The organism is Streptomyces sp. NPDC001156 (assembly GCF_053598275.1).
The window spans coordinates 16255-29697 of record NZ_JBSFJX010000049.1 but is presented as its reverse complement, the minus strand read 5'-3'; the positions used below and the strand labels follow the sequence as shown (position 1 = coordinate 29697).

At 69.0% G+C, this 13443-nt stretch carries 11 protein-coding genes and 1 riboswitch; of the genes, 7 read left to right on the top strand and 4 right to left on the bottom strand.

The window, feature by feature from the left end; translation table 11 throughout:
* Positions 1–202: 202 nt before the first annotated feature.
* From ACWDA7_RS23110 to ACWDA7_RS23080, 7 genes are all read left to right on the top strand, one after another.
* The gene (locus tag ACWDA7_RS23110) at positions 203–967 is read left to right on the top strand and encodes a GntR family transcriptional regulator (RefSeq protein ID WP_359395879.1); all 765 of its coding nucleotides are present in this window, start codon (positions 203–205) and stop codon (positions 965–967) included.
* A gap of 338 nt (positions 968–1305) precedes the next feature.
* Positions 1306–1572, top strand: a complete 267-nt coding sequence (locus ACWDA7_RS23105; protein WP_359395881.1) for a DUF3311 domain-containing protein — start codon at positions 1306–1308, stop codon at positions 1570–1572.
* Positions 1569–3197 (top strand): monocarboxylate uptake permease MctP, encoded by a 1629-nt coding sequence (mctP, locus tag ACWDA7_RS23100; protein WP_450606118.1) that lies wholly within the window; start codon positions 1569–1571, stop codon positions 3195–3197. Before ACWDA7_RS23105 ends, mctP begins: the two co-directional genes overlap by 4 nt.
* Before the next feature lie 72 nt (positions 3198–3269).
* Positions 3270–3776 (top strand): GNAT family N-acetyltransferase, encoded by a 507-nt coding sequence (locus ACWDA7_RS23095; RefSeq protein WP_450606117.1) that lies wholly within the window; start codon positions 3270–3272, stop codon positions 3774–3776.
* Positions 3777–3828: 52 nt separating this feature from the next.
* Positions 3829–3965, top strand: a riboswitch (cobalamin riboswitch).
* 122 nt (positions 3966–4087) lie between these two features.
* Positions 4088–6454 carry a ribonucleoside-diphosphate reductase subunit alpha gene (locus ACWDA7_RS23090; protein WP_450606116.1) on the top strand — a complete coding sequence of 789 codons (2367 nt, stop codon included), beginning with the start codon at positions 4088–4090 and terminating at the stop codon, positions 6452–6454.
* A 58-nt stretch (positions 6455–6512) separates the two neighbouring features.
* Complete coding sequence (locus ACWDA7_RS23085; protein ID WP_450606115.1) at positions 6513–7520, top strand: ribonucleotide-diphosphate reductase subunit beta; 1008 nt, start codon at positions 6513–6515, stop codon at positions 7518–7520.
* A 248-nt stretch (positions 7521–7768) separates the two neighbouring features.
* Positions 7769–8731: a GlxA family transcriptional regulator gene (locus ACWDA7_RS23080; protein WP_450606114.1), complete on the top strand. Its 963-nt coding sequence runs from the start codon at positions 7769–7771 to the stop codon at positions 8729–8731.
* A gap of 15 nt (positions 8732–8746) precedes the next feature.
* On the opposite strand, the gene ACWDA7_RS23075 is transcribed toward ACWDA7_RS23080, so the two are convergent.
* The 4 genes from ACWDA7_RS23075 to ACWDA7_RS23060 form a co-directional block, all read right to left on the bottom strand.
* Positions 8747–10120: a bifunctional albaflavenone monooxygenase/terpene synthase gene (locus tag ACWDA7_RS23075; RefSeq protein WP_450606113.1), complete on the bottom strand. Its 1374-nt coding sequence runs from the start codon at positions 10118–10120 to the stop codon at positions 8747–8749.
* Positions 10117–11202: an epi-isozizaene synthase gene (gene cyc1 / locus ACWDA7_RS23070; protein WP_450606112.1), complete on the bottom strand. Its 1086-nt coding sequence runs from the start codon at positions 11200–11202 to the stop codon at positions 10117–10119. The genes ACWDA7_RS23075 and cyc1 overlap by 4 nt, the downstream gene beginning before the upstream one ends.
* A 269-nt stretch (positions 11203–11471) precedes the next feature.
* A complete protein-coding gene (def, locus tag ACWDA7_RS23065) occupies positions 11472–12122 on the bottom strand; it encodes a peptide deformylase (protein WP_359395899.1) in 651 nt (216 codons plus the stop codon).
* 102 nt (positions 12123–12224) lie between these two features.
* On the bottom strand, positions 12225–13232 hold the full coding sequence (locus ACWDA7_RS23060; protein ID WP_450606111.1) for a tetratricopeptide repeat protein: 1008 nt from the start codon (positions 13230–13232) through the stop codon (positions 12225–12227).
* Between the last annotated feature and the right edge of the window lie 211 nt (positions 13233–13443).

Genomic DNA, 13443 nt, shown 5'->3' with positions numbered 1-13443 from the left:
CACTTCCGCTCCGCCCGACTGGACCACTTGGACTTGGTGGACTAGACCAGAGGGGGACCCGACGGTATACAGAGGGGATCCCCGGCCGCAGGACGGGGATCACGGAGCGTGCGGGGGAATCCCCCGTCAGGCCGTGCCACGATGGTGAGCCGTGACCGGCAGCTGCCGGTCGCTTCGGCATCCGGAGCCGGGAAGGCAGAGCATGAGCGCCGACGTCAGCAGTGCGGAGAACGAGGGCGGGGCGACCGTCCGCACCGCGCGCGTGCCCAAGTACTACCGCCTGAAGAAGCATCTGCTCGACATGACGGAGACGCTGCCGCCCGGTACTCCCGTGCCCCCCGAGCGCACCCTGGCCGCGGAGTTCGACACCTCGCGCACGACCGTGCGCCAGGCCCTGCAGGAGCTGGTCGTCGAGGGGCGGCTCGAGCGCATCCAGGGCAAGGGCACGTTCGTCGCCAAGCCCAAGGTCTCGCAGGCGCTGCAACTCACCTCCTACACCGAGGACATGCGCGCCCAGGGCCTCGAACCGACCTCACAGTTGCTGGACATCGGCTACATCACCGCCGACGACTCCCTCGCCGGGCTGCTCGACATCTCGGCCGGCGGCCGGGTGCTGCGCATCGAACGGCTGCGGCTGGCGAGCGGCGAACCGATGGCGATCGAGACCACGCATCTGTCCGCGAAGCGCTTCCCGGCGCTGCGCCGGTCACTGGTGAAGTACACCTCCCTCTACACCGCGCTCGCGGAGGTGTACGACGTCCACCTCGCCGAGGCCGAGGAGACCATCGAGACGTCGCTGGCGACGCCGCGCGAGGCCGGCCTGCTCGGCACCGACGTGGGCCTGCCGATGCTGATGCTCTCCCGACACTCGCTGGACCGGGACGGAAACCCGGTGGAGTGGGTGCGGTCGGTCTACCGGGGAGACCGGTACAAGTTCGTCGCGCGGCTCAAGCGGCCGCAGGAATAAGTCGCCCTGGGCCGTGCGCGCGGTGTGGCGCGACCGCTCCTCCTGCTCTACGGTCCTTGCGTCGTCGCATGGACGGGAGGCACCCCCGTGCGTACCGCGCCCGCTCGGTCCTTGGCCGCCCTCGCCGCCGTCACCGGCTCGACGGTCCGGTCGTGTCCTCGCGGTCCGGACGCACCGCCCGCTCCCGGCCCGTCCGGATCACCGCGGGGTGGTCTTCGCCGGGGCGGTGCGGAAACGGCGGGATACCGATATACGAACTGGGGCTTCCGCTTCCGTGACGCGTCACCTACATTGCCTGCGCATTACATCGGTGATCAGTGAGGGGACGGAGCCGCTAGATGTCCGATCGGTCTGATTCGACCAGAGCGCCGGTGGTGACGCCCCTACGCGTCGTCATCGCGCTGTGCCTTGTAGCACCCTTCGTAGCGATGCTGTGGGTCGGCTCCTATGCCAAGACCGACCCGGCGTTCATCGGCATCCCGTTCTTCTACTGGTACCAGATGCTGTGGGTGCTGATCTCCACGGCGCTGACGATGACCGCCTACCAGCTGTGGCAGCGCGACCAGCGCGGCCGTGCCGACCGGAAGGGAGGTGCGGCGGAATGAAGGACGGCGTGAACGGCGTCGCACTCGGCGTCTTCATCTTCTTCTTCCTGGCCGTCACCGTCGTGGGCTTCCTGGCGGCGCGCTGGCGCAGGGCGGACAACGAGCACAGCCTCGACGAGTGGGGACTCGGCGGCCGGTCGTTCGGTACCTGGATCACCTGGTTCCTGCTCGGCGGCGACCTGTACACCGCCTACACCTTCGTCGCCGTCCCGGCGGCGATCTACGCGGCCGGCGCCGCGGGCTTCTTCGCGGTGCCGTACACGATCATCGTCTACCCGCTGATCTTCACCTTCCTGCCCCGGCTGTGGTCGGTGTCGCACCGGCACGGATACGTGACGACCTCGGACTTCGTCCGCGGCCGCTTCGGCTCGAAGGGCCTGTCGCTCGCGGTGGCCGTCACCGGCATCCTGGCGACGATGCCGTACATCGCGCTCCAGCTGGTCGGCATCCAGGCCGTGCTGGACGTGATGGGTGTGGGCGGCGGCGACAACACGAACTGGTTCGTGAAGGACCTACCGCTGCTGATCGCCTTCGGCGTCCTGGCGGCGTACACCTACTCCTCGGGCCTCAGGGCGCCCGCCCTGATCGCGTTCGTGAAGGACACCCTGATCTACATCGTCATCGCGGTGGCGATCATCTACATCCCGATCAAGCTGGGCGGCTTCGACGACATCTTCGCGAAGGCGGGCCATGCGTTCGCGCAGACGAACCCGGCGACGGGCAAGCCGCGCGGGGCGCTCGCGCCGCCGGAGGCGGGCCAGTGGACGTACGCGACGCTCGCGCTGGGCTCGGCGATGGCGCTGTTCATGTATCCGCACTCGATCACGGCGACGCTCTCCTCGCGCAGCCGTGAGGTGATCCGCCGCAACACCACGATCCTGCCGCTGTACTCGCTGATGCTGGGCCTGCTGGCGCTGCTCGGCTTCATGGCGATCGCGGCCGGGATCAAGGTGCAGAACGGGCAGCTGGCGATCCCGCAGCTGTTCGAGAACATGTTCCCGGACTGGTTCGCGGGCGTGGCGTTCGCGGCCATCGGCATCGGCGCGCTCGTCCCGGCGGCCATCATGTCCATCGCCGCCGCGAACCTGTTCACGCGCAACATCTACAAGGACTTCATCAAGCCGGACGCGACACCGAAGGAGGAGACCAGGGTCTCCAAGATCGTGTCGCTGCTGGTGAAGGTGGGCGCCCTGGTCTTCGTCCTGACCATGGACAAGACGGTGGCGATCAACTTCCAGTTGCTCGGCGGCATCTGGATCCTGCAGACCTTCCCGGCCATGGTCGGCGGTCTGTTCACGCGCTGGTTCCACCGCTGGGCGCTGCTCGCGGGCTGGGCGGTCGGCATGGTCTACGGCACGCTCGCGGCCTACGGCGTCGCCTCCCCGACCCAGAAGCACTTCGGCGGCTCCGCGAAGGAGATCCCGGGGATCGGTGAGATCGGCTACATCGGTCTGACGGCCTTCGTGATGAACATCGTCGTCACGGTGGTCCTGACCTTCGTCCTGAAGGCCGTGAAGGCCCCGGCGGGCGTCGACGAGACGAAGCCGGACGACTACACGGCGGACGCCGGCGACCCCGGAGTGGAGGTGGAGCTGCCGCCGGCGACGGCCGGCGCATCCCACTAGGCACTGGTGCTCCACGGGCCGCCGGAGAAAATCCGGCGGCCCGTTGCCGTACCCGTCCGGCACACTCGGCCCATGGACTTCGTGATCCGGCGGGCGGCCCCCGACGAGTACGACACCCTCGGCGACATCACCGCCCAGGCCTATCTCCATGACGGGCTCCTCGACTTCGGGGAGAGCGACGAGTATCTGGGCGAGCTGAGAGACGTCGGCAAGCGGGCCGCGGCCGCCGACGTGCTGGTCGCGGCCCGGGACGGCAGTGTGCTCGGCGGCGTGACCTTCGTCCCGTCCGGCGGCCTCATGGCCGACATCGCGGGCGTCGGCGAGGCCGAGATCCGCATGCTGGCGGTCGCGCACGGCGCCCGCGGCCGGGGCGTCGGCGAGGCTCTGGTCCGCGCCTGCGTCGACCGCGCCCGGGCCACGGAAGGCTGCGTGCGCGTCGTCCTGTCGACCCAGCGCAGCATGCGCTCCGCCCACCGGATCTACGAACGGCTCGGCTTCGTCCGCACCCCCGGCCGCGACTGGAATCCCCTGCCGCAGCTGGACGACATCACTCTCCTCACCTACGAGTTGACACTGTGACATCAGCGCGGCACAACATCTGGGGGTAGCACCGAAACCCGGCACAAGATGTATGCTCATGCTCGCTGTCGCCGCAGGGGAATCCGGTGCGAATCCGGAACTGTCCCGCAACGGTGTACTTGTGTGTGTTCGCACCTGCGTGCACGCACGAGCGTCAGTCCGAGGACCTGCCGACAGTGCGCCCGGCCGTCCGGCCCGGGCGCCAGACGTCCGGGCCTCGTGGAATGGGCCGGTGGACGCGACGCCGTGCGCGCTCGTGAGCTGCCCCCTGCCCTCCTCAAGGCCCCGCGCCGAGCGAGGGAGAGCCACACGTGACCATCGCGCCAGCCGATCCGGCTTCAGTGATCCCGGTCCAGACCGACGGAACCGACGGTCCCGGGGCCACGCTGCTGCGGACCCTGACCGAGCTGACCGCCGACCTCCCCGACGCCGACCCCGGCCGGGTCGCCGCCGCCGCGCTGCGGGGCCGGTCCGCGCAGGCCGACGACGCGGAGTTGCGCGAGCTGGCCACCGAAGCGGCCGCCGGCCTGATCTCGGAGGACCCCGCCTATTCGAAGCTGGCCGCCCGTCTGCTGACGATCGGCATCCGGGCCGAGGCCGCCTCGCAGGGCGTCACGTCCTTCACCCGGTCCGTCGCCGTCGGCCACCGGGAGGGCCTGATCGCCGACCGGACCGCCGCGTTCGTACGCCTGCACGCCGGCCGTCTCGACGCTCTCGTCGACCGGGCCGCCGACGACCGCTTCGGCTACTTCGGGCTGCGCACGCTGCACAGCCGCTACCTGCTGCGGCACCCGATCACCCGCAAGGTCATCGAGACACCTCAGCACTTCATGCTGCGGGTGGCCGCCGGGCTCGCGGAGGACGACACGGCGCGGGCGGTCGACGAAGTGGCGGCTCTCTACGGGCTCATGAGCCGCCTGGACTACCTGCCCTCCTCCCCCACGCTCTTCAACTCGGGCACCCGGCACCCGCAGATGTCGTCCTGCTACCTCCTCGACTCCCCGAAGGACGAGCTGGACTCCCTCTACGACCGCTACCACCAGGTCGCCCGCCTCTCCAAGCACGCCGGGGGCATCGGTCTTTCGTACTCCCGCATCCGTTCCCGCGGCTCCCTCATCCGCGGCACGAACGGGCACTCCAACGGCATCGTCCCGTTCCTGAAGACCCTCGACGCCTCGGTCGCCGCGGTGAACCAGGGCGGCCGCCGCAAGGGAGCAGCCGCCGTCTACCTGGAGACCTGGCACTCGGACATCGAGGAGTTCCTGGAGCTGCGCGACAACACCGGCGAGGACGCCCGCCGGACCCACAACCTGAACCTCGCGCACTGGGTCCCGGACGAGTTCATGCGCCGCGTCGATGCGGACGGACGGTGGTCCCTGTTCTCCCCGTCCGACGTGCCCGAGCTGGTCGACCTGTGGGGCGAGGAGTTCGACGCCGCCTACCGCGAGGCCGAGGCGGCGGGCCTGGCGAAGAAGACGATGCCCGCCCGTGATCTGTACGGCCGGATGATGCGCACCCTCGCGCAGACCGGCAACGGCTGGATGACCTTCAAGGACGCGGCCAACCGCACCGCCAACCAGACGGCCGAGCCGGGCCACGTCATCCACTCCTCCAACCTCTGCACGGAGATCCTGGAGGTCACGGACGACGGGGAGACGGCGGTCTGCAACCTGGGGTCGGTCAACCTGGGCGCCTTCGTCACCGGGAACGACATCGACTGGGAGCGGCTGGACGAGACGGTCCGCACCGCCGTCACCTTCCTCGACCGTGTCGTCGACATCAACTTCTACCCGACGGAGCAGGCCGGCCGTTCCAACGCCAAGTGGCGTCCCGTCGGCCTCGGTGTGATGGGTCTTCAGGACGTCTTCTTCCGGCTGCGTCTGCCCTTCGACTCCGCCGAGGCGAAGGGCCTGTCCACCAGGATCGCCGAGCGCATCATGCTCGCCGCCTACGAGGCCTCCGCCGACCTCGCCGAGCGCAACGGGCCTCTTCCGGCGTGGGAGAAGACCCGCACCGCCCGGGGTGTGCTGCACCCGGACCACTACGACGTGAAGCGCGCCTGGCCGGAGCGTTGGGCGGCACTGCGCGAGCGGGTCGCCGCCGTCGGCATGCGCAACTCGCTGCTCCTGGCGATCGCCCCGACCGCCACCATCGCCTCCATCGCGGGCGTCTACGAGTGCATCGAGCCGCAGGTCTCCAACCTGTTCAAGCGCGAGACGCTGTCCGGCGAGTTCCTCCAGGTCAACTCGTACCTGGTGCAGGACCTCAAGGAGCTCGGCGTCTGGGACGCCCGCACCCGGGAGGCGCTGCGCGACTCGAGCGGTTCGGTGCAGGACTTCCGCTGGATCCCGGAGGAGGTACGCCGGCTGTACCGCACGGCGTGGGAGATCCCGCAGCGCGGTCTGATCGACATGGCCGCCGCGCGGACCCCGTTCCTGGACCAGGCGCAGTCCCTGAACCTCTTCATGGAGACGCCGACGATCGGCAAGCTCTCCTCGATGTACGCCTACGCCTGGAAGCAGGGCCTGAAGACGACGTACTACCTGCGCTCCCGCCCGGCGACCCGGATCGCCCGTGCCGCCCAGGCGCAGCCGGCCATTCCCGTCCAGCAGGTCGCCGACCCCGACGCCGTCGCCTGCTCCCTCGAGAACCCCGAGTCCTGCGAGGCCTGCCAGTAGTTCCCGCCCGCCACCCGATCACCACCCCTGGAGGACGGCGCTTCGCGCGCCCACTGCCATGACTGACCAGAACCTGCTGGACCCCGGCTTCGAACTGACCCTGCGCCCCATGCGCTACCCGGACTTCTACGAGCGCTACCGGGACGCCATCAAGAACACCTGGACCGTGGAGGAGGTGGACCTCCACTCGGACGTGGCCGACCTCGCCAAGCTCACGCCGGGCGAGCAGCACATGATCGGCCGTCTGGTGGCCTTCTTCGCCACGGGCGACTCGATCGTGGCGAACAACCTCGTGCTGACGCTCTACAAGCACATCAACTCCCCCGAGGCGCGCCTGTATCTGTCGCGCCAGCTGTTCGAGGAGGCCGTGCACGTCCAGTTCTATCTGACGCTGCTCGACACCTACCTGCCCGATCCGGAGGACCGTGCCGCGGCCTTCGCGGCCGTCGAGAACATCCCCGCCATCCGGGACAAGGCCGAGTTCTGCTTCACGTGGATGGACTCGGTGGAGCGGATCGACCGGCTCGAGACGAAGTCCGACCGGCGCCGCTTCCTGCTCAACCTCATCTGCTTCGCCGCATGCATCGAGGGCCTCTTCTTCTACGGCGCCTTCGCGTATGTCTACTGGTTCCGCAGCCGGGGCCTGCTGCACGGTCTGGCCACCGGCACCAACTGGGTGTTCCGGGACGAGACGATGCACATGAGCTTCGCCTTCGACGTGGTCGACACCGTACGCAAGGAGGAGCCGGACCTCTTCGACGACGAGCTCCAGGAGCAGGTCACCGCCATGCTGCGGGAAGCCGTCGCGGCCGAGCTGCAGTTCGCGCGCGACCTGTGCGGTGACGGCCTCCCCGGCATGAACACCGACTCCATGCGGCAGTACCTGGAGTGCGTCGCCGACCAGCGCCTCACGCGCCTCGGCTTCGCCCCGGTGTACGGCTCCGAGAACCCCTTCTCCTTCATGGAGTTGCAGGGGGTTCAGGAGCTGACCAACTTCTTCGAGCGGCGTCCCTCGGCGTACCAGGTGGCGGTGGAGGGCACCGTCGACCTGGACGAGGACTTCTGAGCCGCCTCTTTCTCCCATGCCTCCTGGGCCTTCCGGATCCGTCGGTCGACGCGCCGCTCGTGCGCGATGCCGATCAGTGACGGGAGTGCCAGGAGGACGAGGATCCCCACGACGGTGAGCATTCCGATCAGGGCCTGTGCCTGTGCCGTATTCATGGACACCACTGTCGCGCCGAATGCTCCTTACCGTCAGTGGCAGGACTGCCGTGCACCCTCGAATTGCTGCCACTTCCGAGGCACACTGATGGCATGCTGCAGAACGTGGCCGCCATCCTCCTCGACGGTGTGCATCCCTTCGAACTCGGCGTCGTGTGCGAGGTGTTCGGCATCGACCGCAGCGACGAGGGCCTACCGGTCTACGACTTCGCGGTCGCCTCGGCCGAGGGGCCCTCGCTCGGCACCCACTGCGGATTCACCGTGTCCACGCCGCACGGCCTGGAGCGGCTGGAGGAAGCCGACCTCATCGCCGTGCCGGCCGGGGACACCTATGCGGACCGCACGTATCCGCCCGAACTGCTCGACGCGCTGCGCCGGGCCGCCGAGCGCGGCGCCAGGGTGCTCAGCGTCTGCTCTGGCGTCTTCGTGCTGGGGGCCGCCGGGCTGCTGGACGGGCGGCGCTGCGCCGTGCACTGGCGGCACGCCGACGCCCTCGCCCGGCGCTTCCCCCAGGCCGTCGTCGAGCCGGACGTGCTCTACGTCGACGAGGACCCGGTGATCACCTCGGCCGGCACCGCCGCCGGCATCGACGCCTGCCTGCACATCGTGCGCAAGGAGCAGGGCCCGGAGGTCGCCAACAAGATCGCCCGCCGGATGGTGGTGCCGCCGCACCGCGACGGAGGCCAGGCCCAGTACATCGAAAGGCCTCTGCCGCGGTCGCAGTGCGACACGGTGGCCGAGGTGCTCGTGTGGATGGAGCGGCACCTGGACCAGGAGGTGACCGTGGAACAGCTCGCGGCCCGCGCCCATATGTCCCCGCGTACCTTCGCCCGCCGTTTCCAGCAGGAGACCGGCACCACCCCGTACCGCTGGATCCTGCGTCAACGTGTGCTGCTGGCCCAGGAGTTGCTGGAGCAGACCGACGAGACGATGGACACGATCGCCGATCGCACCGGCTTCGGCACGGCGGCGGCGCTGCGGCATCAGTTCGTCCGGGCGCTCAGCACGACGCCCCATGCCTACCGGCGCACGTTCAGGGGCCCACAGGCCGCCTGAACGTGCGCCGGACCGTCACCTGGGCAGGGCCCTCAGCAGGAGCCGGCGCGGGCGGAGTGTGATGCCGATCCGCGGCCTCGGGTCGGAGCCGGGCGCCTCCTCGAAACGGTAGGCGGATGCCACCGCGGCCGTGATCAGGGTGAGCTCGGCCATCGAGAAGTGGTCCCCGGGGCACTTGCGGTTGCCGACCCCGAAGGGGGTCATCGCGTACTTCGGCACGCTCTTGGCGCGCTCCGGGAGCCAGCGGTCGGGGTCGAACTCCGCGACCCGCTCGTAGGACCGCCCGTCGTGCTGGATCGCGTACGGACTGTAGACGACGTCGGCTCCGGCCGGAATGTGATACCCGCCGAGTTGGGTGTCGGCCACCGCCCGCCGCGTCAATATCCATACGGCAGGACGCAAACGCATCGTCTCGACGATGACATTCGCGGTGTACGGCAGCTGCCGTACGTTCTCGAATGCGACCGGCCGGTCACCCGTCACGGTTTTCACCTCGTCGCGGATCTTGTCCGCTTGATCCGGGTGGTCCGTGAGGACTTGCAGGAGCGACATGACCATGGATCCCACCGTTTCGCTGCCGGCCGTGACTATGGCAACGACCTGGTCATGGATCTCCTGTTCCCCAATGGGCTCGCCGTTGTGGTCCTTCGCCTCCAGCAAAGCCATCAGCAAATCGTTCGGCTTTTGACCGGATGCGCGGCGGGCGGCGATGATCTCGTCGACCAGGAGATGAAAATCGGCCAGCGCCCGGTTGAATTCGCGATTGGCCGGAAGGGGCAGGCGGTACAGCGGCCCGAGCGGTATGACCATGCGCTGGTACATGCCGCTGAAGAGCGCGGCGAGCGCGGTACAGATGCGGTCGGCCCGCTCGTCCATGTAGCTGCCGCGCATCAGACAGCGTGCGATCACACGCACCGCCACACGGAACGACTCGGTCGTCACGTCCACGGTCCGGCCGGACCTCCAGCGCTCCACGAGCGCATGCGCCTCCTCCGCCATGACCGGCCCGTAGCCCGGGATGGACTCCAGCCGGAAGGCGGGCTGGATCGCCCGCCGCTGGCGCTGGTGCAGCGGCCCGTTGCTGGTGGCCACACCCTCCTTGCCGAGGAGGCCCTCGAGGGACTCCCACAGCGGACCGCCTATCTGGAAGTCGGTGCTCAGCGCGAGGGCCCCTGCAAGCGCGGGGGTGGTGATCGCGTACACCGCCTTCGGACCGAGCTTCAGCCGTACGACGTCGCCGTCGTCCCGCAGCCTGCCGAGGAGGCCCAGCGGGTCGCGGAAGAGCTTCCAGCCATGTCCGAGGAACGGGACGCCGCCCGCGGCGAGCGGCGGAACGCGTGGTGGCGTCGCCGCCTCGGGGGCCTCCGAACCGATTGATTCGAGGATCATTTCTCACCTGCCGCTTCGTTGTCGACATACGGGGGTGTGGAGCGGTCGTCCCAGTTGTCGACCATGTAGCGGCCGGACTCATGGTGGAACCAGTACACGGTGCTGAACCAGTTCCGCATGTTTGCGACGATCGCTTTCACGGCGGCGCTTAATTCCTTTCCTCGCGCGGTACCGTCCGCGAGCGAGTCGGCGAGCCGCAGCGCCTCCTTTTCAGCGGCAAGGAACTCCGATACGCATTCCTCGACCCGCCGCCTTACTTCCCTGATGGCCTCTTCGAGCGTCATCCCCTTGTGGTGAATGAGACTGATTCCGAGATTGTGGACCTCGTCCCCCGCAATTTCCTTGGGGAGCGAGCACAGATCGTTGTACCAGGCTGCGAATTCCTGGCTCAGCAGCGCCGCCCGCCGGTAAGCGGGGTGTTTCCGCACGGAGTCGGGCAGTTCACAGCCCGCGCTCGGCTCGAGCAGATCGGTCCAGATCCAGTGCGCGAAGGTGAGCCGCCGGAGCTCGAGATAGCCCTCGACCGTCGGGACCGTCCCGGTGGTGCGGTTGCGGTACTCCCGGTCGTATGCGTCGATCACCGCGTGGAAGTGCCGGGCGAAGCGCGCGTTCCACCTGTCGCCGAGGAACGAGTACAGCCGCACCATGCTGTCCGCGAACCCCGCCACCAGGGGATCCGGGTGATGCAGGTGGTCCTCGGGGGAGTCCAGAGCCGCATGGAGCTGGAACCTCAGCCGCCGCCAGGCGGCGGGCCGCCGGTGGACGATGTCACGGTCGTGACGGTCGTCCCAGACGAAGAACCATGCGCTGTAGTCCGCGATCGCCTGCAGGACCCGGTCGGGGGCACCGAGGTAGTAGCCCGCCATGAGGTCCGTGTAGCACAGTCCGTCGGCATATTCCTCGACCTTGTCCGCCGGCATGAGCCGCTTTTCCAGCAGCCAGGTACGTGTCTTCTCCTGCAGGCGGGGCCAATACGGGTGCAGTCGACGCGGAAACGCGGCCTCGATGACCGGCATGGAGAGTGCCGGTGGAACCGCGACCACGGTCGTTGTCGATGAAGTGCTGTGTGGGAAAGCTCGCACGAACAAACCCCTCTCAGCCGCCGGTGGCGCGACATCCCTTCCGCTGTACCGGGCGCGCGCCGTTGCGTATCCCCGCGCTTTCCATTCAGCACTACAACTGACCGATCTGGGAACGGATTTGCTTCAACGAACGCCCTACCACGCCGAGAACATGCCTTGCGTGACTGAATATGGGTTAATTCATACGCACAAGGGATCGAATGTCCGACGCACACATGAACGACGCCCGGCCGAAGGGGTCTCCGGCCGGGCATCGTCAGCAAGGGCTTTCAGTCGTTGGCCACCACGGGGTAGCGAGGCTCGTTCTCGGCCATCTGCCGCAGGGCGTCCTTGCGCTCGCGCTTGGAGAGCCGGTCGATGTAGAGGTACCCGTACAGGTGATCTGTCTCATGCTGCAAACACCGGGCGAAGTACCCGGTGCCGCGCACCTTGATCGGGTTACCCTTCTCGTCCTGCCCGGTCACCTCGGCGTAGTCGGGGCGGGCGAGCGGTGCGTACGCGGTCGGGACGGACAGGCAGCCCTCGTTGCTGTCGTCCAGCCGGCGCTTGTCGGCGGGCAGGTCGACGACCTTCGGGTTGCAGACCACACCGACGTGCCGTAGGCCCTCGTCGTCCTGGCAGTCGTAGACGAAGACCTTCAGGTCGACGCCGATCTGGTTGGCGGCCAGGCCCACGCCCTCGGCGGTGCGCTGGCTGGCGAACATGTCCGCGACCAGCTGCTGCAGTTCATCGCCGAACTCGGTGACGTCCTTGCACTCCTTGTGCAGCACAGGATTGCCGACGACCGTGATCGGCCGCGAGGTGCCGCGCTCGCGCCAGGCGGCCTCACGCTGCTCGGTGTCCTCCGTGTCGATGACGAATCCCTCGTCGTCCACGGGGAGAACGCCCGTGTGCTGCTGATCGGTGTCCTGCTGCGCCATGACCGACGTATGCCTTCCTGCAACCTGTGAGAAAACCTGCGGGTACAGCCTACGGGGCGCGGCCGGATGCCCTCCCCATGAACCGTGGGCCCGGATATCGCCTCAGCAGACCTCTTCGAGGTCCCGCCAGTCCCGGCTGTCCGGGCTGTCCGCGACCCACCCGTCGAGCAGTCCGCGCACCAGCGAGGCGGGCGCCGCGATGCCGCACTCGCGCTCCGGCACCCACAGCTGCCCGGCCGTGCGGTGCCCCAGCGGTCCCGGGTGCCCCGGCTCACTGTGGTCGTGCGGGTCGAGATGCTCGCCGTCGCCCTCGTCCGCCGGCATCCGGGACTCGGAGCACATACGGCACAGCAGCCGCACGGACGACGACCAGTCCTCCGCGGCGAACCCGGCGTCGGCCGCCAGTTGCTCCAGCGCGTCCCGGTCCTCCTCCGTCGCGGCCTCCAGCAGGACCACCCAGGTGGGCACAGGCGAGGGCGCCCACAGCTCGATCTCATCGAAGACGGGGTAGGCGTGCCCCACCGCCGTCGTGCGCTCGCCGTGCGGGACGCCGTCGTGCAGCACGACCTCACCCCAGCGGCGCCCGGAGGACGGCAGCGGGATGGAGAGCACCTCGATGCGGGCGGGGTCCAGCCTGCGCCCCCACACGACCTCGGCTTCCCCTTCGGGCGACAGCCGTACGGCGGCGCTGCCCAGCTCCATCCCGGTGGGCTCGTCGGAGCCGGCGGCTCCCAGCCCTGCCTTCGGCCGGGTGGGGACCCCGGGCACCCTGAGGCCGTACGCCTGCCAGGCGCGGCGGGCCAGCGGCCAGTCCTGCAAGGCTGTGGCGGCGATGCCGACGTTCCACCAGTCGGGCGCCCCGGTGTCCTTCTCGAGCAGGGCCACGGCGCGCAGTCCCGCGGTGCGGGCCTGCTCCCAGTCGTGGCGGAACTTGTGCAGCAGGGCGAGATTGAACCAGGACTCCGACAGCCACGGCTCCATGTCCGCGGCACGGGTCAGCAGCGCTCCCGCGTCCTCGTACCGGCCGTCGCCGATCAGCGTGAACGCGCGGTCGGTGGCCTGCCGCCAGGAGGCGGAGGGCCGGTGCCGTCCCTTCCCGAAGATCCTCACGATTCCCGCCTGCCAGTCCCTTGCGATTCCCGCCTGCCGGTTTCTCGCCGTTCGCGGGGGCCACGGACCGAGCTGTGCCCCCGAACACCCTCTTCTCGCATCCAACCACGTACGGCCGGACGGGCGCTCATTACCCATGGGTTACCCCGCAGTCGCCGAGGTCAGACCGGCCGCGCAAGCTCCACCGCCTCCCTTGCCCGAGGCGCACCCC

Coding starts and splice junctions, on each gene's coding strand:
- ACWDA7_RS23075 (WP_450606113.1), bottom strand. CDS start 10,120: ATGATCCTCGAATCAATCGGTTCGGAGGCCCCCGAGGCGGCGACGCCA.
- ACWDA7_RS23095 (WP_450606117.1), top strand. CDS start 3,270: ATGGACTTCGTGATCCGGCGGGCGGCCCCCGACGAGTACGACACCCTC.
- ACWDA7_RS23110 (WP_359395879.1), top strand. CDS start 203: ATGAGCGCCGACGTCAGCAGTGCGGAGAACGAGGGCGGGGCGACCGTC.
- mctP (WP_450606118.1), top strand. CDS start 1,569: ATGAAGGACGGCGTGAACGGCGTCGCACTCGGCGTCTTCATCTTCTTC.
- ACWDA7_RS23085 (WP_450606115.1), top strand. CDS start 6,513: ATGACTGACCAGAACCTGCTGGACCCCGGCTTCGAACTGACCCTGCGC.
- ACWDA7_RS23105 (WP_359395881.1), top strand. CDS start 1,306: ATGTCCGATCGGTCTGATTCGACCAGAGCGCCGGTGGTGACGCCCCTA.
- ACWDA7_RS23080 (WP_450606114.1), top strand. CDS start 7,769: ATGCTGCAGAACGTGGCCGCCATCCTCCTCGACGGTGTGCATCCCTTC.
- def (WP_359395899.1), bottom strand. CDS start 12,122: ATGGCGCAGCAGGACACCGATCAGCAGCACACGGGCGTTCTCCCCGTG.